Source organism: Streptomyces sp. GMY02 (genome assembly GCF_019056675.1).
GTDB classification, from domain to species: Bacteria; Actinomycetota; Actinomycetes; order Streptomycetales; family Streptomycetaceae; genus Streptomyces; species Streptomyces odonnellii.
Window position 1 is genome coordinate 8,090,961 of the sequence record NZ_CP077658.1, and the last position, 23,814, is coordinate 8,114,774.

General features: G+C 72.3%; 13 protein-coding genes. 8 read left to right on the forward strand and 5 right to left on the reverse strand.

The genetic code is table 11. The features are described from left to right. Window positions 1-23 precede the first annotated feature (23 nt). Window positions 24-1,181 (forward strand): DUF475 domain-containing protein, encoded by a 1,158-nt coding sequence (locus KQY30_RS34510; protein WP_217310426.1) that lies wholly within the window; start codon window positions 24-26, stop codon window positions 1,179-1,181. A 1-nt stretch (window position 1,182) separates the two neighbouring features. Here the strand turns inward: KQY30_RS34510 and KQY30_RS34515 are convergent, their stop codons facing one another. Together KQY30_RS34515 and KQY30_RS34520 are read right to left on the reverse strand one after the other, a co-directional pair. Beyond that, window positions 1,183-1,968: a VOC family protein gene (locus KQY30_RS34515; RefSeq protein WP_367997465.1), complete on the reverse strand. Its 786-nt coding sequence runs from the start codon at window positions 1,966-1,968 to the stop codon at window positions 1,183-1,185. Between the two features lie 3 nt (window positions 1,969-1,971). Beyond that, entirely contained in the window at window positions 1,972-3,807 is a 1,836-nt protein-coding gene (locus tag KQY30_RS34520; protein WP_254407738.1) for a glycoside hydrolase family 15 protein, read from the reverse strand. Between the two features lie 1,073 nt (window positions 3,808-4,880). Between KQY30_RS34520 and KQY30_RS34525 the strand changes: the two genes are divergently transcribed. The 7 genes from KQY30_RS34525 to KQY30_RS34550 all read left to right on the forward strand — a co-directional run bounded on the left by KQY30_RS34525 (window position 4,881) and on the right by KQY30_RS34550 (window position 21,231). Then, a complete protein-coding gene (locus tag KQY30_RS34525; RefSeq protein WP_254407466.1) occupies window positions 4,881-12,053 on the forward strand; it encodes a type I polyketide synthase in 7,173 nt (2,390 codons plus the stop codon). Further along, entirely contained in the window at window positions 12,050-13,720 is a 1,671-nt protein-coding gene (locus tag KQY30_RS37575) for a polyketide synthase (protein WP_367997466.1), read from the forward strand. The genes KQY30_RS34525 and KQY30_RS37575 overlap by 4 nt, the downstream gene beginning before the upstream one ends. A gap of 53 nt (window positions 13,721-13,773) precedes the next feature. Then, complete coding sequence (locus KQY30_RS37580; RefSeq protein ID WP_367997467.1) at window positions 13,774-16,641, forward strand: 4'-phosphopantetheinyl transferase superfamily protein; 2,868 nt, start codon at window positions 13,774-13,776, stop codon at window positions 16,639-16,641. A gap of 95 nt (window positions 16,642-16,736) precedes the next feature. Then, on the forward strand, window positions 16,737-16,991 hold the full coding sequence (locus KQY30_RS34535; RefSeq protein ID WP_254407739.1) for an acyl carrier protein: 255 nt from the start codon (window positions 16,737-16,739) through the stop codon (window positions 16,989-16,991). A gap of 3 nt (window positions 16,992-16,994) precedes the next feature. Next, entirely contained in the window at window positions 16,995-17,804 is an 810-nt protein-coding gene (locus KQY30_RS34540; protein ID WP_217310429.1) for an alpha/beta fold hydrolase, read from the forward strand. After that, the gene (locus KQY30_RS34545; RefSeq protein ID WP_217310430.1) at window positions 17,801-19,282 is read left to right on the forward strand and encodes a glycosyltransferase; all 1,482 of its coding nucleotides are present in this window, start codon (window positions 17,801-17,803) and stop codon (window positions 19,280-19,282) included. The genes KQY30_RS34540 and KQY30_RS34545 overlap by 4 nt, the downstream gene beginning before the upstream one ends. Before the next feature lie 50 nt (window positions 19,283-19,332). After that, window positions 19,333-21,231, forward strand: coding sequence for an ABC transporter ATP-binding protein (locus KQY30_RS34550; RefSeq protein WP_217310431.1), 1,899 nt, complete (start codon window positions 19,333-19,335; stop codon window positions 21,229-21,231). A 96-nt stretch (window positions 21,232-21,327) separates the two neighbouring features. Here the strand turns inward: KQY30_RS34550 and KQY30_RS34555 are convergent, their stop codons facing one another. From KQY30_RS34555 to KQY30_RS34565, 3 genes are all read right to left on the reverse strand, one after another. Continuing rightward, complete coding sequence (locus tag KQY30_RS34555) at window positions 21,328-22,128, reverse strand: SGNH/GDSL hydrolase family protein (RefSeq protein ID WP_254407467.1); 801 nt, start codon at window positions 22,126-22,128, stop codon at window positions 21,328-21,330. A gap of 85 nt (window positions 22,129-22,213) precedes the next feature. Next, a complete protein-coding gene (locus tag KQY30_RS34560; protein WP_254407468.1) occupies window positions 22,214-22,909 on the reverse strand; it encodes a 4'-phosphopantetheinyl transferase in 696 nt (231 codons plus the stop codon). Next, window positions 22,906-23,757, reverse strand: a complete 852-nt coding sequence (locus KQY30_RS34565) for a metallophosphoesterase (protein WP_217310433.1) — start codon at window positions 23,755-23,757, stop codon at window positions 22,906-22,908. The genes KQY30_RS34560 and KQY30_RS34565 overlap by 4 nt, the downstream gene beginning before the upstream one ends. Between the last annotated feature and the right edge of the window lie 57 nt (window positions 23,758-23,814).

Sequence of the window (23,814 nt, forward strand, 5' to 3'; positions counted from 1 at the left end):
TATCCAGGGAGGATGACAAGTCAGTGGTTCTGAAGACGTTCAGGTGGGCTTTTCTCGTCACCGCCGCCGGCCTCGCGGCCGGGGCGCTCTACGACGGGTGGGCCGCCCTGGGGATCGTCGCGATCCTGGCCGTCCTGGAGGTCTCGCTGTCGTTCGACAACGCGGTGATCAACGCCGGGATCCTGAAGCGGATGAGCGCCTTCTGGCAGACGGTCTTCCTCACGGTGGGCGTGCTGATCGCGGTCTTCGGGATGCGGCTGGTCTTCCCCGTGGTGATCGTCGCGGTCACCGCGAAGATCGGGCCGGTCGAGGCGGTGAACCTGGCGCTGAACGACAAGGACCGCTACCAGCAGCTCGTGACCGACGCGCATCCGGCGATCGCCGCCTTCGGCGGGATCTTCCTGCTGATGATCTTCCTCAACTTCATCTTCGAGGAGCGGGACATCAAGTGGCAGGCATGGCTCGAACGGCCGCTGGCCAGGCTCGGGAAGATCGAGATGCTCTCGGTCTGCATCGCGCTGATCGCACTGGTCGTCGCCGCCATGACCGTTGCCACGCATGCCCATCAGCACGGCGGCGGGCACGCCGACAAGGCGGCGACGGTGCTGACCGCCGGGGTCGCCGGACTCATCACGTATCTGGTGGTGGCCGGGCTGTCCGGCTTCTTCGAGAACCGCATCGAGGAGGAGGAAGCGGAGGAGGAGGCCGAGGAGGAGGCGCGCGAGGAACGCGTGAAACGCGGCCTCGGGAACGGGGCGGTGGCCGCGCTCACCGGCCGGGCCGCGTTCTTCACCTTCCTCTATCTGGAGGTCATCGACGCCTCGTTCTCCTTCGACGGGGTCATCGGCGCCTTCGCCATCACGAACGACATCGTGCTGATGGCACTCGGCCTCGGGATCGGCGCGATGTACGTACGGTCGCTCACCGTCTATCTGGTCCGGCAGGGCACCCTCGACGACTACGTCTATCTGGAGCACGGCGCGCACTACGCGATCGGCGCGCTCGCCGTGATCCTGCTCGTGACGATCCAGTACCAGGTCAGCGAGATAATCACGGGTCTTGTCGGGGTGATCCTGATCGCCTGGTCCTTCTGGTCCTCGGTCCGCCGCAATGCCCGGCTCGCGCGGCTGGCCCGGCTTGCCGAGGGGACGGAGAACACCGACGCGGCCCGCGCCGAGTGAGTCAGCCGTCCACGACGCTGAAGAGCCCGCCGTCCGGGTCGCGGAGGGTGGCCTGCCGGCCGGAGTCCGCCGCGGCCGGCGGGGTGACGACGATGCCTCCGGCGGCGGACACGGCCCGGGCCGCGGCATCCGTGTCGGCCACCCGGAAGAACACATGCCAGCGCGGCCGGATCTGCGGATCGGGGGCACTCCCGATGGCTCCGCCGCGCAGCGCCGCCACCGTGTGCGTACCGTCGCGGACCAGGACCTCGTGGTTCTCGTACTGCACCTCGCAGCTCTCCCGCTCGTCCGAACCCCAGACCAGAACCTGTCCGTAGAAGATCGCGGCTGCGAACGCGTCCCGTGTCCGCAGCTCCAGCCGGGCGGGCCCGCTGCCGCACCCTACCGACCAGCCCGGCAGGGTCCTGCCCTCCCAGAGGCCGAACACCGCGCCGTCCGGGTCGGCGGCCAGGGTCGCGCGGCCGGTGGGCATGGCGAGCGGGCCGATGGCGACGGTGGCGCTCCGCTCCCGGACCCGGGCGGCGGCCGTGTCGGCGTCGTCGACGAGGAAGTACGGGGTCCAGGCCACCGCCGTCCCCAGGCTCGGGGCGAGCGCTCCGATGCCCGCGACCGGGCCCCCGCCGGCGGACGGTCCGGCGAGCGCGACGCGGAACTCCGGGCCGAGGGCCGTGGGCCGGAAGGTCCAGCCGAGGACCGCGCCGTAGAAGTCCTGCGCGGACCTGAGATCGCCGGCCATCAGACTCACCCAGCAGGGCGCTCCCACCACCGCGTGTCGTGTCGTCGGCACGGCTCAGCGCCCCATCGCACGGTCGAGATTGATCGCCGAGCTGATCAGGGCGAGATGGGTGAACGCCTGCGGGAAGTTGCCCAGGTGCTCACCGGTGAGCCCGATCTGCTCGGCGTACAGGCCCACATGGTTGGCGTACGTGAACATCTTCTCCAGCGCCAGCCGTGCCTGCTCCACCTCACCGGCGCGGGCCAGCGCCTCCACCCACCAGAACGAGCAGATGGAGAAGGTGCCCTCGGTGCCGATCAGTCCGTCGGGGGACTGCTGCGGGTCGTACCGGAACACCAGACTGTCCGCCACCAGCCGCTCGCCGATCGCGCTGATGGTCGACAGGAAGCGCGGGTCGATGGGCGAGACGAACTTGACCATGGGCATCAGCAGCAGGGAGGCGTCCAGGATGTTCTCGGGCTCATGGCCGTCCTCGCCGGCGAGCCGCTGCACGAACGCGCGCTCGCGGGGGTTCCAGCCGCGCGCCATGATCTGCCGGTAGATGCTGTCCCGTACGGCGGTCCAGTGGACCAGATTGCCGGGCAGCCCGCGCTGGCGCGCCATCCTGATCATGCGCTCGACCGCGACCCAGCACATGAGCCGTGAGTAGGTGTGGTGCTGCTGGCCGGCCCGGGTCTCCCAGATGGACTCGTCGGTGATGTCCCAGTGGTCCATCAGCCACTCCAGGATGTCGCACAGATCCGTCCAACTGTCGTGCGAGATGCCCATGCCGTACTTGTTGAACAGATAGATCGAGTCGATCAGTTCGCCGTAGATGTCGAGCTGGCGCTGACCGCTGGCGTTGTTGCCGGTACGCACCGGGCGCGAGCCCCGGTAGCCGTCGAGGTGCCCGAGCTCCTCCTCCGGGAGATGGGCGTGTCCGTCGATCGAGTACACGACACGCAGCGGGCCCTCGGCGCCGTCGGGCTCCGCGCTGCGCAGCCGGTCGGTCAGCCAGTCCATGAATCCCTGCGCCTCCTGGGTGAAGCCCAGCCGCAGCAGGGCGTACAGGGAGAACGCGGCGTCCCGGATCCACACGTACCGGTAGTCCCAGTTCCGCGCGCCGCCCACCTGTTCGGGCAGCCCCATGGTGGGCGCGGCGATGATCGCTCCGGTGGGCTCATGGGTGAGCAGCTTGAGGGTCAGCGCCGAGCGGTGGACGGTCTCGCGCCAGCGTCCGGTGTACGTGGACTGGCTCAGCCAGCGGCGCCAGAAGGCCACGGTGGACTCGAAGAGCGCCTCGGCGGCGACCGCGTCGACCGCGCAGGGATCGGGCTCCGTCACCGAGCCGTCGGCCCCGCCGGCCGTCTCCAGATCGAACAGCGCGGTCTCGCCCGCGAAGAGCTCGAACTCCGCGTGGGCGTCCATGCCGTCGAAGGCCAGGGGTACGGAGGAGCGCAGCCAGAGGGTGAGGGACTCGCCGACGAACCGCACGCCGTCGGGCATCCGCTCCAGCCGGTGGGCGTCGCGGCCGTAGTTCAGCCTCGGCGCGATCCGTACGGCGAGCCGCATCCGGCCCCGGACATTGACCACCCGCCGGACCAGACGCTGGCGGTGCTTCGGGTCCCGTTCCCGTACGACCGGCATGAAGTCCTGGACCTCGACGATGCCGTCGCCGGTGAGGATGCGCGTGATCAGGATATTGGTGTCGGGGAAGTAGAACTGGTTGCGGGTGGCGCCGTCACACATCGGTGAGATGTCCCAGAAACCGCCGCGTTCGGTGTCGAGCAGGGACGCGAAGACACTGGGGGAGTCGAAGCGGGGGGCGCAGAACCAGTCGATGCGCCCGTCGGTGCCGACCAGCGCGGCGGTCCGCAGATCCCCGATCAGACCGTGTTCGGCGATCGGCAGATAGCCCTCGTCGGGCCGGCCGGGGGCAGGGGTGTCCTGATCGGTGTTCCGATCCGTGTCCTGATCGCGTTTCACCCCGCCAAGTCTCACGGACCGGGCACGGACCCGCATGTCGGTATACGTCCGGTCGGCCGAAGACGGACTTCTCGGCCCGGCCGGAAATACCGCTGTCCCGCGCAGTGGGCAGAAAACACCACTCGTCGGCACGGAGCCGGACATGACCGCCGAGTTCCGGAGCCGGGACGGGAAGGCCGGTACAAGAAGTCCGGGATACGGCGGAGAGAGGACCGTCACCCGGATTTTCCGTCCCGAACGTGCGGTTTTCTCCTGGGCGTTGGACCGCGGTCCGGTGGATTTCCCACCGGGGCATCCCGGGGCGGCGGTGCTCGGCGTACCGTTCCGGCCGGGACCGAGGCCGAAATCATTCCTTCGGTGCGCCTGTCCGGCGGACGCCGACGGTGCGCGGCCGTACTACGGACACGCGGCACCCCTTCCGCCGGCAGACCTCTCAAATCCCCTGCTCCGACGGCGACTTGGGCGGCGGCCACCGATGTCCTACCCATCGGTAGCCAAGTCGTAACGGCGCGGTCACTTCGCTCTCATGGAAATGCGGTAGGGGCAGCGCATTTCTCAACCGCGGTCATCCCGTTTCGCATATCCGATATACGAGTGTTCGATCTGCTTCGGTCGTGACGAAATGCCCGGCGCTCAAAGAGTTTTGCGCGTCCGAGGGGGTTACGTCACGCCCCGTAGGCGCTACCTTCGAGGGGGCGAATGGGGACCCGGGATGCTGTGACCTTCGGCACAGGCATCGCCCCGAATGCAGACTCTGCATTTCATTGGCATGACAGCGTGATATCGCGCATGTGAGCCCGGGATGGCGCCCTTGAAAAACGTCCCTTTGCTGTCGGCTCATCGAAAATCTTCCGCCACTCGGAGTGATTGCATATCTACCGAGGGTGATGGGTCGCTGAGTGTGACCGGTTGACCCCGGGGAAGCCGGGCCAGTTAACTACCCGCCGGTAAACCCCCCCACTGATTCGGGAGACTTCATGCGGATGCCGGAGCCCGGCGTGTCCATTGACTTCTCGCTGACACACTCGGTCATCGTCGTCAATCCGCTGCACCGGCCGTCGCCGCGGCTGACGGCCGTCGCCGCCCGATCGGGCGCGACCGGCGTGCTGGAACTGTCCGGTGATCCCCGGGACGTCGCCGACACGCTCGACCGCACCTGCCGCTGGTCGTCGCTGCCCTTCGGGGTCCGGATCCGGCCCGGCTGCCCCACCACCGACAGTGACCTGCCCGGACCGGTGGACACCGTGCTGCTGGCGGACCCCGCGCGGTCGCCCGCCGAATTCCCCGGCCGCCGGGTCCTGGTGGAGGTGACCGATCCGGCGGGCGCCGCCCGGGCCGCCGCCGCGGGGGCCTCCGGGCTGATCGTCCGCGGTGCCGAAAACGGGGGCCGGGCGGGCGAGTTGAGCACCTTCGTGCTGTTGCAGCGAATACTGGCCGACCCGTCGCTCACCCTGCCGGTCTGGGCCTGCGGCGGGATCGGACCCCACACGGCCGCCGCCGCGGTCGCCGGAGGCGCGGCGGGTGTCGTCCTCGACACCCAGCTCGCGCTCTTCGACGAGGCGGGGCTGCCCGCCGAGATCACCGCCGCGCTCACCGGGCTCGACGGCTCGGAGACCGTGCTCCACCACGGGACGCGCGTACTGCGCCGCCGGGGCCCCGGCGCCCCCGAACTCCCCGCGGATCCGGCCGAGTTCGCGGCCCGGGTCGGCAGCGACGATCTGCGCACCCAGTTCCTGCCGGTCGGCCAGGACGCCTTCCTCGCCGCCGCTTTCGCCCGGCGCTGGGGAAGCGTGGGCGAGGCGGTCCGCGGTGTCCGGGCGGCGATGACCGCCGCCGTCGAGGACGACCGGCCCGCCGCCGCGCTCGCCGCCGGATCGGCGGGCGCCCGGACCCTGGGCACCCGGCTCCCCGTCGCACAGGGGCCGATGACCCGGGTCAGCGACGAGCCCGCGTTCGCCGCCGCCGTCGCCGCCGGGGGCGGACTGCCGTTCCTGGCGCTGGCGCTGGCGAGCGCGGAACGTACCCGCTCGATGCTGGAGCGCACCCGCGAAGCCCTCGGCGACGCGCCCTGGGGAGTCGGCATCCTCGGATTCGCCGACGAGGAGATCAAGGCCGCGCAGCTCGACGTGGTACGCGAGCTGAAGCCCACCCACGCGATCATCGCGGGCGGCAGGCCCGCCCAGGCCGCCGCGCTGGAGGCGGAGGGCATCACCACCTTCCTGCATGTCCCCTCGCCGGGCCTGCTGCGGCAGTTCCTGGCCGCCGGGGCGCGCCGGTTCATCTTCGAGGGCGCCGAGTGCGGCGGGCATGTCGGACCGCGCAACAGCTTCCCGCTCTGGGAGGCCCAGACCGACATCCTGCTCGACTTCGTCGCCGAGGCCGGAGCGGAGGCGGCCGGCGAGCTGACGGTGCTCTTCGCCGGCGGTATCCACGACGAGCGCTCCGCCGCGATGGCCGCCGCCCTGGCCGCCCCGCTGACCCGCGCCGGAGTCGCCTTCGGAGTGCTCATGGGCACCGCGTACCTCTTCACCGAAGAGGCCGTCACGGCCGGCGCGATCCAGCCGCTGTTCCAGCGCCGTATCGTCGCCGCCGAGCGCACCGACCTGCTGGAGACCGCGCCCGGACACGCCACCCGCTGTGCCCACAGCGCCATCACCGAGGACTTCGCGGGCCTCAAGGACGAACTGCGCGAGCAGGGCGTGCCCGACCGGGAGATCTGGGAGCGGCTGGAGCGGTTCAACGTCGGCCGGCTGCGGCTGGCCAGCAAGGGGATCGAGCGGGTCGGCGACGAACTGCGCCCGGTCGACGAGGCACGCCAGGACAGCGAAGGCATGTTCATGGCGGGCGAGGTCTGTGTCCTGCGCTCCGCCACCACCACCGTCGCCGCGCTGCACCACTCCGTCGCCGACGGCGCCGCCGACTGGCTGCGCGCCCGCGCCGCCGCGCTGCGCCCCGTATCCGGCACCACCGGGACCGCCGAGGAGCCCGCGCCCGCGCCGCTGCGGATCGCGGTGGTGGGCATGGCGGGCATGTTCCCCGGCGCCCCCGACACCGCCGAGTTCTGGGCCAACATCCTGGCGGGCAAGGACTGCGTGACCGAGGTACCGGCCCACCGCTGGGACGCCGAGCGGTACTACGCGCCGGACGGCGACGGCGAGCGCACCCCGTCCCGCTGGGGCGGCTTCCTGCCGGAGATCCCCTTCGACCCGCTGCGGTACGGCATCCCGCCGGCGTCCCTGGCCAGCATCGAGCCCGTACAGCTCCTCGCGCTGGAAGCGGCACGGCGGGCGCTGGCCGACGCGGGATACGACGGCGCGGGCACCGACCACGCCCGTACCTCCGTGGTGTTCGGCGCGGAGGCGGGCAGCGATCTGTCCAACGCGACCACCCTGCGCACGGTGCTGCCCGGCTACGTCGGCACCATCCCCGCCGCGCTCGACGAGCAGTTGCCCCGGCTCACCGAGGACTCCTTCCCCGGGATGCTCGCCAATGTCATCGCCGGGCGGATCGCCAACCGGCTCGACCTCGGCGGCGCCAACTACACCGTCGACGCGGCCTGCGCCTCCTCCCTCACCGCCGTCGACGTGGCCTGCAAGGAACTCGTCACCGGCACCAGCGACCTGGTCCTGTGCGGTGGTGCCGACCTGCACAACGGCATCAACGACTATCTGCTCTTCTCCTCCGTGCACGCGCTCTCCCCGACCGGCCGCTCCGCCACCTTCGACGGCGCCGCCGACGGCATCGCGCTCGGCGAGGGCGTGGCCTGCGTGGTCCTCAAGCGGCTCGCCGACGCCGAGCGCGACGGCGACCGCGTCTACGCGGTGATCGACGGTGTCGGCAGCGCCAGCGACGGGCGCGCACTCGGACTGACCGCGCCCCGCCCGGCCGGCCAGCGCGCCGCGCTCACCCGCGCCTACCGCAACGCCGGGGTCTCACCCGCCGATGTCGGTCTGATCGAGGCCCACGGCACCGGTACGGTCGTCGGCGACCGCACCGAACTCGCCACACTCACCGAGGTGTTCACCGAAGCCGGCGCACGGCCCGCCAGTTGTGCCATCGGCTCGGTCAAGTCCCAGATCGGGCACACCAAGTGCGCCGCCGGACTCGCCGGGCTGATCAAGACCACCCTGGCACTCCACCACGGGGTGAAGCCGCCGACGCTGCATGTACGGGAGCCCAACGCGGCCTGGGACGGCGACACCAGCCCCTTCGTCTTCCACACCGCCGCCCGGCCCTGGGCCGCGGAACCGGCGGAGCGCATCGCGGGCGTCAGCGCCTTCGGCTTCGGCGGTACGAACTTCCATGTCGTTCTACGCGCGTACGATCAGCCGCCGGCCGCGCACACCCTGGACACCTGGCCGGCCGAACTCCTCACCTTCCGCGGCAGGGACGCCGAGGCGGCCCGCCGGTCCGCGCGCGCCCTGCTGGACCTCGTACGGCGCGGCGGGGCATGGCGGCTGCGCGACTACGCGCGCCATGCGGCGCACCGCAGCGACCAGGCGGCCGGGCGGGGCGAGCGCGTATGGATCGCCCTGGTCGCCGACAGCCTCGACGGACTCGCGGAGCTGCTGCGCCGGGCCGCCGAGGGGGAGCAGGACCCGAAGGCCGGGCTCCACACGGCGGAAGAGCCCACCGGCGCGAGCGAGGGCCCTGCCGGTGCGGCCGGTGAACTGGCCTTCCTCTTCCCCGGGCAGGGCAGCCAGCGCCCCGGCATGCTGGCCGAACTGTTCGTCGCCTTCCCCGAGTTGCAGCGCTACCTCCAGCTCGGCGCCCGCTGGGCCGACACGCTCTACCCGCCCGCCGCCTTCGACGAGGAGGGCAGGGCCGCCCAGCTCGCCCGTATCACCGACACCGCCGTCGCCCAGCCCGCGCTCGGCATCGTCGAACTGGCCGCCGCCGATCTGCTGGCCTCCCTCGGCGTACGCCCGGCCATGGCCGCGGGCCACAGCTACGGTGAACTCGTCGCGCTCGGTGTGGCGGGCGCGCTCGCGCCGCAGGATGTCCTCACTGCCAGCGCGGCCCGAGCCGAAGCCATCCTGGCCCAGGTCGAAGGGGGCGATCCCGGCACCATGGCGGCCGTCACCGCCTCGGCCGGACAGGTCGAGGAGGTGCTGCGGGCGGCCGGTCTGGCCGGGACCGTCGTCGCCGCCAACCACAACTCGCCCGAGCAGACCGTCATCTCGGGCCCGACCGGGCCCATGGGCGAGGCGGTCGCCCGGCTGCGGGACGCCGGATACTCCGCCAAGCCGCTCCAGGTCGCCTGTGCCTTCCACAGCCCGCTGCTGGCCGGCGCGGGCGACGCCTTCGCCGAGCGCCTTGCCTCGATGACCGTGTACGCGCCGGACTTTGACGTCTGGGCGAACCGTACGGCCGATCCGTACCCGGCCGTTCCGGAGGCGGTACGGGCCGGGCTCGCCGCGCAGATCGGCGCGCCCGTCCGGTTCACCGAGCAGATCGAGGCGATGTACGCGGCGGGTGCCCGTGTCTTCGTGGAGGTGGGCCCGGGCCGGGTACTGAGCCGGCTGGTCTCCGCAGTTCTGGGCGACCGTCCGCACCGCACCGTTCCGCTCGACGGCGGCCGGGCGCCCGGAGCGGGGCTGACCGGCTTCCTCACCGCCCTGGCGCAGCTCGCCGTCGGCGGGGCGGATCTCCGTACCGGCCGGCTCTTCCAGGGCCGGGACGCGGTCGACCCCGAGACCGCCACCGCGGACCGGCCCGCGGGCTGGACCGTGGACGGCCAGCTCGTCCGCCGCGCCGACGGCACCATCCCCGCCAACGCCCTCCACCCCGCCAGAGCTGTTACGGAGCTGATCGTGCCGGAGAACCACGCCCCCCACGGCGCCGCCGCGTCCGGGCCGGACGCCCTTGTCGCCGAGTTCCTGCGCACCAGCCGGGATCTGGTGGCGGCGCAGCGTGATGTGATGCTGAGCTATCTGGGCGGGCCGGCGGCTCTGCCGTCCGCCGAGCCCGTCGGCCGGCCGCTCGCCTACGCGGCGGCGGCCCCCGCGCTCACCGCCCCCACCGCACTGCCTCCCGCGCCTCTTCCACAAGCGGCCGTCGCCGCGTCCGTGATGGTCGCACCGCCTGCCATGGACCGGGAGGCCGTCCTCGGCTCGGTACTGGCCGTCGTGGCCGAGCGGACCGGCTACCCCGTGGAGATGATCGAGCCCGAACTCGATCTTGAGGCGGATCTGAGTGTGGATTCGATCAAGCGGGCTGAGATCGCCGGTGAGTTGGCGGTCCGGTTGGGTCTTCCGGCCGGTTCGGGTGCCGATCTGGACGGTCTGAGCGCTGCACGTACCGCCGCCGGAATCGCCGCGCTGCTGGTGGGCGCGTTCGGCGAGGGGGCGTCGCCCGCCGCCGTCGCGACGGCTCCCGCGGTCGTGGGCTCGCCGCCCGCGATGGATCGTGAGGCTGTGCTGGGTTCGGTGTTGGCGGTGGTGGCCGAGCGTACGGGTTATCCGGTGGAGATGATCGAGCCGGAGCTTGATCTTGAGGCGGATCTGAGTGTGGATTCGATCAAGCGGGCTGAGATCGCCGGTGAGTTGGCGGTCCGGTTGGGTCTCCCGGCCGGTTCCGGCGCCGATCTCGACGGCCTGAGCGCCGCTCGTACCGCCGCGGGGATCGCCGGACTTCTCGTCACACTGCTCGCCGGTCCGGACGAGACGGCTGCCGCTCCCGCCACACCGACCGCCCCCGCCCCGCCCGCAGAACAGGCCACCGTGGAGGCCGAGATCCTGGCCCCGCAGCGGCTGGAGTTCACCGAGGCCGAGCTGCCCGAGGTGACCGGCTCCATCCCGGACGGCAGTACGGTCCTGCTGCTGGGCGGCGGTGAGCTGGCCCCGGTCGTGGCCGAGCGGCTTCGCGCCGCCGGAGCCGTACCCATGCTCGTACCCGCCGGAGAGCTGCCCGGGACCACCGCCGACGCCGTGATCCATCTGGACGCCCTGGTCTCGGCCGACGCGCCATTGCCCGAGGCATTCCCCCTCTTCCGGGCCGTGCTCGCCGACGCCCCGCGGCGGCTGCTCTCCGTCGAGCACAGGACCGAGGGCGCGGCCAGCGGGCTGCGCGGCTTCTTCCGCAGCGTCGCCCGCGAATATCCCGAGCTCACCGCGACCCTGGTCGAAGTGGCGCCCGACGCCGGTCACGCGGCGGTCGCCGAGGCCCTCGCCACCGAACTCGCCGCCACCGACCGCGAACCGGTCGTCCTCACCGACGGCAGCACCCGGCGCGCCCTGCGGCTCACCCCCACCGACCTGGGCGCGCTCGCCGCGACCGGCGCGGGCCCGGCCGGTGACGGTGTCGCCGAGGCCGAGGCCGCCGGGCTCGACCGGGACGCGGTCGTCCTGCTCGTCGGCGGCGCCCGCGGGATCACGGCCAGGTTCGCCCGTACGATCGCCGCCGCCGGCCGGTGCCGGATCGAATTGATGGGCCGTACGCCCGTACCGGCGGAGACCGAGGACCCGGCGACCGCCGGGGCCGCGGACCGCGACGCGCTGCGCGCCGCCTTCCTCCGCTCCGGGATGACCTCGCCCGCCGAGGTCGAGCGCCGTGTCTCCGCCGTACTCGCCGCGCGCGAGGTGCGGAGGACGGTCGCGGACCTGCGGGCGCTCGGCAGCCGGGTCCGCTACCACTGCGTCGACGTCCTCGACACCGAGGCGGTCCGCGCCGCGGTCAAGGACATCCACACCGAGCACGGCAGGCTGGACGGAGTCGTCTACGCGGCCGGCGTCATCGAGGACAAACTGATCGCCGAGAAGCCGGTCGAGTCGTTCCGCCGGGTCTTCACCACCAAGGTGGCCGGTGCCCGCGCGGTCCTCGACGCCGTGGACACCCTGCCCGAAGGCCCCCGCTTCGCGGTCCTCTTCGGCAGCATCGCGGGCGCCCTGGGCAACCGTGGCCAGTCCGACTACGCCGCCGCCAACGACGCCCTGGAAGAGCTGGGTCGCCGCTGGTCCACCCGGGACCGGCGCGGTCTGACCGTCCACTGGGGTCCCTGGGCGGCCTCGGAGACCAACGGTGGCATGGTCACCGCCGAGCTGATGCGCTCGTACGCGGCCCGCGGGATCAAGCTGATCGACCCCGAGGAAGGGCCGCTGAGCCTGTTGCGCGAACTGGCCTGGGGCGCGCCCGGGGTGCACGCCACGGTCTACACCGCGTCGGGCTGGTGACCGCCGTGCCCTCCCGTACCCAGTCCGGGCCGTCCCGCACAGCGGCCGCGCCGGACCGCACACGGGCCGCCGCGCCCGTCGCGATCGTCGGCATGGCCGCGTTCTTCCCGGGCGCCGGTGACCTGGACCGCTACTGGCACAACATCGTCAACGGGGTCGACTCGATCACGGACGTGCCCGCCGACCGGTGGGACGCGGAGTTCTACGCCCCCGGCGGGCCGCGGCGCAGCGACCGGGTGTACTGCGGGCGCGGCGGATTCGTCGACCAGGACACCGAGTTCGACGTCGCCCGGTTCGGCATCATGCCCGCCTCCGTGGCCGGCACGGAGCCCGACCAGCTCATCGCGCTGGAGGTCGCCCACCGGTCCATCGAGGACGCGGGCGGCGAGCCCGTACTCCCCGCCGACCGGCAGCGCGCCGGGATCGTACTGGGCCGGGGCGGCTATCTGACGCCCGGTCTGGTCCGGCTCGACCAGCGGGTACGGACGGCGGGCCAGCTTGTCCGTACGCTCCGCGAGCTGGCGCCCGAACTCGGCGAGGACCGCATCGAGCAGGTGAGGGCGGCCTTCGCCGGGCAACTCGGGCCCGAACAGCCCGAGTCGGCGATCGGTCTGGTGCCCAATCTGGCCGCCTCGCGCGTCGCCAACCGGCTCGATCTGCGCGGCCCCGCCTACACCGTCGACGCGGCCTGCGCCTCCTCGCTGGTCGCGGTCGACCACGCGGTACGTGAACTGGCCTCCGGGCGCTGCGACGTGATGCTGGCGGGCGGGGTGCACCACTGCCACGACATCACGCTGTGGAGTGTGTTCAACCAGCTCGGGGCGCTCTCCCCGAGCGAGCGGATCCGTCCGCTGCACCGCGACGCGGACGGGGTCCTCATCGGCGAGGGCACCGGAGTTGTGGTGCTCAAGCGGCTCGTGGACGCGGAGCGCGACGGCGACCGGGTGTACGCGGTGATCTCCGGGACCGGCGTGGCCAGCGACGGCCGCTCCGCCAGCCTCCTCAACCCCGACCCCGGCGGCCAGGTCCGCGCGGTCCGGCAGGCCTGGGACGCGGCGGGACTCGACCCACGGGCCGCCGACGCCATCGGGCTGCTGGAGGCGCACGGCACCGCCACCGTCGCCGGAGACCGGGCCGAACTGACCACACTCACCGAGGTGTTCGGCCCGGCGACGGGCGAACGCGCCGCCATCGGCTCGGTGAAGTCGATGATCGGGCACACCATGCCCGCCGCCGGGATCGCCGGACTGATCAAGGCCGCGCTCGCCGTCCACCACGGCGTGCTGCCGCCGACCCTGCACTGCGACGAGCCCAACCCCGCGCTGGAGGCCACCCGGTTCGAGCCGCTGGCGCGGGCCAGGAAGTGGGAGGACTCTCCCACCGGCACACCGCGCAGGGCGGGCGTCAACGCCTTCGGCTTCGGCGGCATCAACGCCCATGTCGTCCTGGAGCAGCCGGCCGCTTCGGCCGCCCGTACGGTCCGCTCGCCGCGTACGACGGTCAGCGAGCCCGAGCGGGTGCTGCGGCTCGCCGCGCGGAACCCGGCGGAGCTGGCCGCGCTGCTCGACACCGACGACTCCGCGGTCCTGGCGGCCGGGCTCGACGAGCGCGCCCCGGGGCGGGCCCGGTCAGGCTCGGCATCGTCGACCCGACCGCGCGCCGGCTGAAGCTGGCCAGGAAGGCGGTCGCCAAGGGCACTCCCTGGCGTGGACGCAGCGATGTGTGGTTCAGCCCGAGCCCGCTGCTGGGCCCGGCCGGCGGGCGGACGGCGTTCGTCTTCCCCGGTCTGGAGGCCGAGTTCGAGGCCCAGGTGGACGAACTGGCCGACCGGTTCGGCCTCGACTGGCGCCCGGGGCGGGACACCCGCGTCGGCGATGTCGGACGGCACGGCGCTGCCGTCTTCCAGCTCGGCCGGATGCTGGACACCGCGCTGCGCAGGCTCGCCGTCGTCCCCGACGCGGTCGCCGGGCACAGCGTGGGCGAGTGGACCGCGATGGCCTGCGGCGGTATCCACTCCGCCGCTGAGGTCGACGCCTTCCTCGCGGACTTCGACCCGGACGCGCTGCGCGTGCCCGGCGCGGTCTTCGGAGTCCTCGGGATGCCCGCCGACCAGGTCCTCGCCGAACTGGACGGGCGTACGGACGTGGTGCTCTCGCACGACAACGCGCCCAACCAGTCGATGATCTGCGGCCCCGAGGAGGCCGTGACCGCCCTGGTCCAGCTCTTCAGGACCAGAGGCGTGATCGGGCAGGTGCTGCCGTTCCGCTCGGGATTCCACACCCCGATGCTCGCGCCGTACCTCGGCCCGATCCGGCGCGCCGCCGAGACGTACACCCTGCATCCGCAGACCACCCCGGTCTGGTCGGCGACGACCGCGGCGCGCTTCCCGGACGAACCGGCCGCCGTACGGGAGCTGTTCGTACGGCATCTCCTCGAACCGGTACGGTTCCGGCAGCTCATCTCGGCCATGCACGACGCCGGATACCGCGCCTTCGTACAGCTCGGCGCGGGCCAGCTCGGCTCGCTGATCGACGACACCCTGGCGGGCAGGGACCGGCTGGTCGTCTCCGCGCACTCCACGGCCCGGGACAGTCTGGCGCAGCTCCGCCGGGTGGTGACCGCGCTCTGGGTGGACGGTGCGGCACCCGATGTCGCCCCCCTGCTGGAAACCGGCCGCGTGTCGGCCCCGGCGAAGGAGCGGCGCCCGTCCGGCAGTAGGGCCGGGGGAGTCCGACTGGATCTCGGCGGGGCCCTGGTGTCGCTGCCCGAGGAGGCCCGGGGGGTCCTCGGCGCGACGGCCACCCGTACCGCCGCCGTCGCGGACGGCGGCGCGCTGGAACTGCTGGGCCGGGCGGGCGCCCGCTTCCCGGTCGCCGTCGAACTGGCCGCGCTCCTCCAGGACACGGCCGCCACCGCCAGTGAACTGATCGGCGCGGGCGCCGCCCGCCGGAGCGCCCCGCCCGCCCGGGTCCGTCCCCCCGCCCCTCCGATGCCGCCCGCTCCGCCCGCCCGGCCGGCCCTGCCCGCCGCCCGGCCGCCGTCCGTCCCCGCCGTACTGCGCGTGGACGTCGCCGAGATGCCGTACCTCCTCGATCACTGCTTCTTCCGGCAGCGTCCCGGCTGGCCCGACGACGCGGACCGCTGGCCGATCGTGCCCGCGACCACCGTGATCGGGCATCTCATGCGGATCGCCGAACAAGCCGTCCCCGACATGCGCGCGGTCGCCGTCCACGACGTACGGCTGCTGAAGTGGATCGAGGCCATACCCGCCGCCGATGTGCCGGTGCAGATACGGCGGCTCGCGCCCGACCGGGTCGAGGTGAGCCTCACCGGCTTCTCCCGCGCGGTGGTCGAGCTGGCGGACCGCCACCCGGCGCCCCCGCGGGCCTGGCCGGTCGACCCGGCCGCCGAACGGACCCCGGAGATGCGGGCCGAACAGCTCTACAGCGAGCGGTGGATGTTCCACGGCCCGCGCTTCCAGGGCGTCAGCGAGCTGACCGCCATCGGCGATCTGCACGTGCGGGGAGTCATCACCGCCCCGGAGGCGCCCGGCGCGCTGCTGGACAATGTCGGGCAGCTCCTCGGCTACTGGATCATGGCCACGCTCACCGAGCGCACCACGGTGTTCCCGGTGGCGATGGACCGTATCCGCTTCCACGGTCCCGACCCGCGCCCGGGCGAGCGGCTGGAGTGCGCGATCCGTATCACCGAGGTCGCCCCCCTCACCCTCACCGCGGACATGCAGCTCACCAGGGACGGGCGGGTCTGGGCCGAGTTCACCGGCTGGCAGGACCGCCGCTTCGACACCGACCCCAATATCCGCGCGGTGGACCGCTTCCCCGGCAGCAACACGCTCTCCACGACCGAACCCGGGGACTGGTCGCTGGTGTACGAGCGGTGGCCCGACCTGGCAACCCGCGAACTGATGATGCGGAATGTGCTCGGCGGCGCCGAGCGCGCCCGCTACGAGGCGCTGCCGCCCGTCCGCAGACGTCAGTGGCTGCTCGGGCGGATCGCCGCCAAGGACGCGGTGCGCGGACTGCTCTGGCAGGAGGGCGAGGGCGAGATCTACCCCGCCGAGATCGCCGTCGCCAACGACACCACCGGCCGCCCCCTCGTCCACGGCGTGCACGGGCGCGAGACCGGCGAGCTGACCGTGTCGATCGCGCACTGCCGCGAGAGCGGGGTGGCGATCGCCCGGCGCGGGCCCTGCGGGATCGACATCGAGGAGATCGCCGAACAGCCGAGGTCCACCGCGGAGACCGTGTGCGGCCCGGCCGAACTCGCCCTCCTCGACCGCCTGGTGGCCGGATCCGCGGAGAGCGGCGCGGAGTGGCTCACCCGGTTCTGGACGGCCAAGGAGGCCGTCGCCAAGGCGCGCGGCACGGGGCTGGGCGGGCGGCCGGCCGCGTTCCGCGTGGTCGCCGCGGAGCACGACCGGCTCCGCGTGGTGACCGAAGGCCAGTCGTACGAGGTGCGCGTACGGCACGTGACCAATCCACGGGGACTGCCCGAGCGGCGGTACGTCGTCGCCTGGACGACCGGTGACCCCACGACAACCGGTGACAACACGACAGGAGAGTTCTGATGAGCACTGAGGCGATCGGCTTCGCGACCGCGGAGCCGGGGGAGCGTACGCCATCCCGCACCGACGACGCCGCCGTACTGGCGGACATCGCGGACATGCTGCGCGACCTGCTGGCGGAGGACGGCCTCGACGACGCCGAGATCACCCGGGAGACCACCTTCCACGACGATCTCGAACTGGAGAGCATCGATCTCGTGACGCTCGCCGGGTCGCTGCGCGAGCACTACGGCGACCAGGTCAATGTCGCCCTCTTCATCGCCGATCTGGAACTCGACGAGATCATCGCGCTCACCGTCGGTGAGCTGGCCGACTATGTCGCGGCGTCCCTGCGCGCCGGTACGGAGGGCTGACCCATGGCCAAGATCAGCACCGGCGAGATCACCACGCATGTCCAGCGGCTGCCCGCGGCGGTCCGGCCCGCGGACGGGAGCGAGCCGCCCGTGGTCGTGTTCGTGCACGGCCTGCTCACCGACAGCCTCGCCAGCTACTACTTCACCCTCGGCCCGGACTTCGCCGCGGCGGGCCATGACGTGATCATGTACGACCTGCGGGGGCACGGCCGCAGCGACCGGCCCGCCACCGGCTACCGGCTGGAGTCCTTCGTGGCCGACCTCGTCGGACTGCTGGACGCGCTGGACGAGCGGCGCCGGGTGCATGTGGTCGGCAACTCCTTCGGCGGTACGGTCGCCGCCGCCCTCGCCGCGTGGCACCCCGACCGGGTCGCCACGGTCACCATGATCGAGTCCGAGCCGCCGGTCGAGGAGTGGACCCGGCACATGGCCGACGGCCTCGCGGACGCCAAGAACCGGCTGGCCCGCGAAGAGGTCATAAGCTGGATCTCGGCCAAGCACGGCGCGCACACCGCCCGGCTCTCCCGGGGCGCGAGCCGGATCCTCCGTACCACCACGCTCGCCGAGGACATCCCGGCCGGGCGGGTCATCGGCGACGACCTCGGTGCGCTCGGCTGTCCGGTGCTGGCGATCTTCGGCGACGAGTCCGGGCTCAGCGCCCAGGTGCCCGGCCTGGAGGCCAAGCTGGCGTCCTGCCGTACGGTCGTCCTCACCGAGCAGGGGCACTCCGTACTGGTCGAGCGGACCGAGGAGACCCGGGAACTGATCCTGGACTGGGTACGGGAACACACTCTGGCCGGTGCGGTGCTGTGACCCGTTTCCTACTGGTCGTCCCGCCGCTCGTCGGGCATGTCAACCCGCTGGTCGGGGTCGCGGACGAGCTGGTACGGCGCGGCCACGAGGTGGCGTGGGCCGGTCACGCCGGCCAGATCAGGCGGCTGGCGGGCGCGGAGGCCACGGTGTACGACTGCGTGGTGCCCGGCGGCGGACTGAGCCGGCCGCCGGGGCTGACCGGGCCCGCCGCGTTCCGCTTCCTGTGGGCGGAGTTCTTCGTACCGCTCGCGGACGCGATGGCGCCGGGTGTCGAGGCGGCGATCGACTCGTTCCGGCCGGACCTCGTCCTCACCGACCAGCACGCCGTGGCGGGCGCGCTGGTCGCCGAGCGGCGCGGGATCGTCCATGTCACCTCCGCGACCACCTCGGCCGAACTCGTCGACCCGCTGGGCGGGATGCCGAAGGTGGGGGCCTGGCTCCACGAGCTGCTGGGCGGACTGCGCTCGCGGATCGGTGATCCCGCGCGCACGGGCGATCCCCGGTTCTCGCCGCACGGCGTCATCGCGTTCACCGGACGCGAGCTGCTCGGCGACGCGCCGCTGCCGCACGAGCGGACGTATCTGGTCGGCCCGGCCATCGCGCCGCGCGCGGACCGCTCGGACTTCCCCTGGGACGAGCTGGATCCCGCGCGCTCCACGGTGCTCGTCTCGCTCGGTACGGCCAACGCGGACGCGGGCGGACGGTTCCTGGCCGAGGCGGTCACGGCGCTGGACCGCCTGCGTGACCGGGTGCAGGGCGTGGTGGTCGACCCGGGCCACACGCTGGCGTCGGTGCCGCCGGGCGTACTGGTCCGTGAGCACGTTCCCCAACTCGACCTGCTGGCACGGGTGGACGCCGTCGTCTGCCACGCCGGTCACAACACGGTCTGTGAGTCGCTCTGGCACGGCCTGCCTCTGGTCCTCGCCCCGATCCGCGACGACCAGCCCATCGTCGCCGGCCAGGTCGTTGACGCGGGCGCGGGTGTACGGGTCCGCTTCGGCCGAGTGGACGCGGAGCGGCTGGCCGCGGCGATCGAAACGGTCCTGGACCCGGCGGGCAGCCACCGCTCGGCGGCCGAGGCGATCGGCCGCTCACTGCGCGAGGCGGGCGGCCAGTCGGCCGCCGCCGACCACTTGGAACGGACAGCGGGGGAGGCCTTGGTCCTGGTGAGCGCGCGGAACGCGGCGCCGGTGGCACCCGAACAAGGCTCGGTACGACCGGAGTCCGCCCCTGTACGAGCCGAACCCGCCCCCGTACGGGGCGAACCCGTACCTGCGCGAGCCGAACACGTGCCTGTGCGGGCCGAGTCCGGGGTGGTCCGTGCCGAACCCGCCTCCGTACGAGCTGAACCTGCCAACGTGCGGGCCGAGTCCGGCGTGGTCCGTGCCGAAACCGCCGCTGTACGACCGGAGTCCGCGCCCGCTGTCGGACCCGGACCCGTGCCCGTACCGGCCGAACCCGCCCCCTCTTCCCGCTGAACCGCCCCGCCCCGCCGGAACATCTGCCCGCGACCCCCGGGATCCTCTCCATGACGACCGCTCCCCCACCCACCGCGGTACCCCCCACCGCCCCCGACGCGCCGCCCGAGACCGTCGCACCGCTGCGAGTCCTGCTTCGCTACGCGCGGCCCCATCGGGCCGTGCTGAGTGCGACCCTGCTGCTCGTGCTCGCGGCCAGTGCCGCCGGGCTGGTGCAGCCGCTGGTGGCTCAGCATGTGCTCGACGGGCTCAGTGACGGGCGCGGGGTGCTCGGGCCGGTGATCCTGCTCGCGGCGCTCGTGGTGCTCGGCGCCGGGCTCACCGGGCTCCAGTCGTGGTGGCAGCAGCGGACCTCGGAACGCGTGGTCCGGCAGATCCGCCGCGACCTGGTGTTCCGGCTGATCCGGCTGCGCGTGCCCGAGCTGGACCGCCGCCCGCCCGGCGACCTCATCGCCCGGGTGACCTCCGACAGCGCCCTGGTGCAGAACGCCGCCACCGAGGGCCTGGTGATGGTCGCCAACGGCGTGCTCAGCATCCTCGGCGCGGTGGTCCTGATGGGCGTGGTGCATCTCGGACTGCTCGGGGTGACCGCCGGTGTCCTGCTCGCCGTCGCCCTGGTCATGATGCTCGTCCTGCCCCGGATCCGGGAGGCGGTCGCCCGCTCGCAGGAGTCGGTCGGCGCCGTGGGCGCCGCGCTGGACCGTACGCTCGGCGCCGCCAGGACCGTGAAGGCCAACGGCGCGGAGGGCAGGGAGACCGCTCTCGCCGGCGAGGCGATCGAGGGCGCCTATCGCGCGGGCCTCACCGGCGCCCGCTATGTGGCGATGGTCAAGGTCCTGTCGGGGGTGTCCATCCAGGCCGCGTTCCTCGCCGTGCTCGGTGTCGGCGGCGCGCTGGTCGCCTCCGGCGGACTCGACGCGTCCGCGCTGATAGCCTTCCTGCTGTACGTCTTCTATCTGGCCAGCCCGGTCGGCTCGCTGGTCGCCGGGCTGAGCATGCTGCAACAGGGGCTCGGCGCCGTCGGCCGTATCGAGCAGGTCAAGCACATGCCGGTCGAGGACGACGTCGACACCGACACCGCCACCGACACCGGTAGCAACGCCGACACCGGCACCGGCAGTGAGCAGCAGGTCGAGGGAGCGCGTCCGTCCGCCGCGCCGCCGGTCGAGTTCCGCGACGTACGGTTCTCGTACCCCGGCCGGGCGCCCGCCCTGCGCGGCATCTCGTACACCGTGCCCGGCGGCACCCAGACCGCGCTGGTCGGACTCTCCGGCGCGGGCAAGACCACCATGTTCGCGCTGCTGCAACGCTTCCACGAGCCGGACTCCGGCCGGATCCTCATCGACGGCGTCGACATCGCCACCCTCCCCCGCGCCGAGGTGCGCCGGCGCATCGCGTATGTGGAGCAGGAGTCGCCCGTCATGGCGGGCACGATCGAGGACAACCTCCGTTACGCGGCCACCGGGGCCTCGGACGGGGAGATCGCCGAGGTCCTGCGGCTGACCAGGCTCGACACTCTGATCGACCGCCTTCCCGACGGGCTGCGCACCGCCGTCGGCAACCGCGGGGTGACCCTCTCCGGCGGTGAGCGGCAGCGGCTGGCGATCGCGCGGGCCCTGCTGCGCCGGCCCGAGGTGCTGCTGCTCGACGAGGCCACCGCCCAGCTCGACGCGAGCAATGAACGGGCACTGCGGGAGGCGGTGGACCAGGTGGCCCGGCGCTGCACGGTGATCCTGATCGCGCACCGGCTGTCCACGGTGACCGAGGCGGACCAGATCGTGGTGCTCGAACACGGTCTGGTGCGTGCCGCGGGAACCCACCGGGAACTGGTGGAGGCCGATGTGCTCTACCGCGAACTCGCCGCCTCCCAGATGCTCGTCAATGAGCCGGACGAATCGAGCGCCGACAGCGGCGGAATCGGCGGCGAACTCGTCGAAGCACCACACTGACCGCCGGTCGGCGTAAAACAGCGAGGGCGTTCCGCCGAAGTGGCGGAACGCCCTCACCTTGAGCTATGCGCTATTCGTTGAGGCCGGTGCTTCCGGTCAGCCGACGAGCGATTTCAGCGCCGCGAGATACCCGTCGCGGTGCCCCGCCGTATTCGGGTGGTAGGACTCATTGATCTTGTCCCATTCCAGGCTGGTCACCCACGGGGTGCCACCCGAGCAGAGCGTGTGCGGGTCGAATATCGGCCGGGCGTCCAGGAATGTGAAACCGGCCTCGGCCGCACGGGCGGACATGATGCTCGCCAGAGTGTCGGCGGCCGAGTTCATGGCCGAGCGCTCGGTGTCGCTCAATCCGAAAATTCCGCAGTTGCCGCGAATGGTGTAGAGCCGCGGATAACCGATGACGACGACTCTCGCGTTGGGCGCCTTGGCCCGTACCGCCGCGTAGGTCTGCGCGAGCGCCGGGGAGAGGTAGGCCTGCGCGGCCTGCTTCGCCAGCTCGACGCCGTTGACGCAGTCCCGGTCGTCGATGGTGAGGATGCAGTTCGCCAGGACATCGACGAAACCGACATCGTTGCCGCCGACCTGGAGCGTCACCAGCGTGGTGTCCGCCGTCAGTTGGGGGATCTGCGTACTGATCACATCAGCCGTGGTGGCGCCGGAGCACGACGCCTCCACGAACGCGACCGACGGGTGCTGGGCCGCCCAGAGCCGGGGGTAGGCCAGCGGGCCGCGGCGGCATTCGGCGTTCGGATCGTCGTACGTCCGGGTGCCGGGGGCGACGGCGTACGAGTCGCCGAGCGCCACGTACTTGCCGTCCGCGGCCTGTGCCGAGGTCGAAACCGTGACCGCCGCGACCAATGCCAGCAGGACGGTGAAAAGTGCCTTCAATGAACGCACGGAAATACGTCTCCAATGGTGGGGGCATGGACCCGTCATGGATAGCAGTCCAGAGCGTCATTTTGTTGGCGTGTTCATGAAAAGGTTATGACGTCTCAAGGGGCGCCTCAAGAGGCACATGGATAGCGGTCGCCACCAGCCCGCGTCCGGCGGTCCAGCGTCCCGAGAATTCATCGTGCCGGCGGTTTCCCACCACAGGACCCGGTACGAGAAGCCGTGCCGTAAAAGTCCGTTCGACCGGATTGATGTCGATGTCCGCCTCGGAGAAATCGAGTTCGCGGCCCATGAGCGGATACCACACCTTGAAAACGGTCTCCTTGGCGCTGAAAATCAGCCGGTCCCAGCTCACCTCGGGATGACGCTCCGTCAGCTTCGCTATCCGCTCCGCCTCGTACGGCAGCGTGACGACCTCCAGCACGCCCTCCGGCAGCGGCGCGTCGGGCTCCGCGTCGATGCCCAGCGCCGCCGTGGCGTCCTCGCCCGCCGACCGGGCCACCACCGCCGCGCGGTAGCCGTCGCAGTGGGTCATGCTGCCGACGATGCCTTCCGGCCACTGCGGCGCGCCCCGCTTGTTGGGCAGCAGCGGTACGGGCGGCTGCCCCAGCCGGTGCAGCGCCTGCCGGGCCAGGAACCGTACGGTGGTGAACTCCCGCTGCCGCTTGGGCACCGCCCGCGCCACATGGGCCCGCTCCTGCGGGAACAGCGCGTCAGCGGCCCCGGCCGCCATATCGTCGTACGCCGCCTCGGCCGCCACCGAGGCGGGCAGGATCTCCCCGATCACCAGGCACCCTCTCGGCCGGCCGGCACCGGCAGGATCTGCCGCAGCGGCTCCCGGGGCGGGCGTTTGCGCCACTCGCGCGGATAGCCCACCGACACCTCCTCGAAGCGGACACCGTCGTACCAGGTGACCCGGGGGATGTGCAGATGCCCGTACACCACCGTCGCGGCCCGGAACCGTACATGCCAGTCGGCGGTCAGTTCGGTGCCGCACCACTGCGCGAACTCCGGGTAGCGCAGGACCCGGGTGGGCTCGCGGACCAGCGGGAAGTGGTTGACGAGGACCGTACGCAGTGCCGGGTCCACGGCCGCGAGCCGGCGCTCGGTCTCCGCGACCCTGGCCCGGCACCAGGCGTCCCTTCCGTCGTACGGGTCCGGGTGCAGGAAGTGCTCGTCGGTGCAGACGATGCCCGCCTCGGTCGCCACCTTCAGCGACTCCTCCATGGTGGTCGCGCCGGGCGCCAGGAACGAGTAGTCGTACAGCACGAACAGCGGCGCCACCGCCACCGGACCGCCCGCGCCCCGCCACACCGGGTACGGGTCCTCGGGCGTGGAGATCCCCAGCTCCCGGCACAGCTCGACGAGATGGAGATAGCGCTTCTCGCCGCGCAGATCGCACGGGTCCTGGGGATGTGTCCACAGCTCGTGGTTGCCGGGAGCCCACACCACCCGGGCGAACCGGTCGCTGAGCAGCCGCAGCGCCCACTCGACATCGGCGTACTTCTCGGCGACATCGCCGGCGACGATCAGCCAGTCCTCGTCGGAGTCCGGCCGCAGCGCCTCGACCAGCGCGCGGTTCTCGTCGTACACGACATGCAGATCACTGACGGCAAGGAGCCTTCCGTCGGACACAGCACCGTCCCCCTCGTTGGTGTTCCCATCGGTCTTCGGGCGCCGGACCGGCCGGGC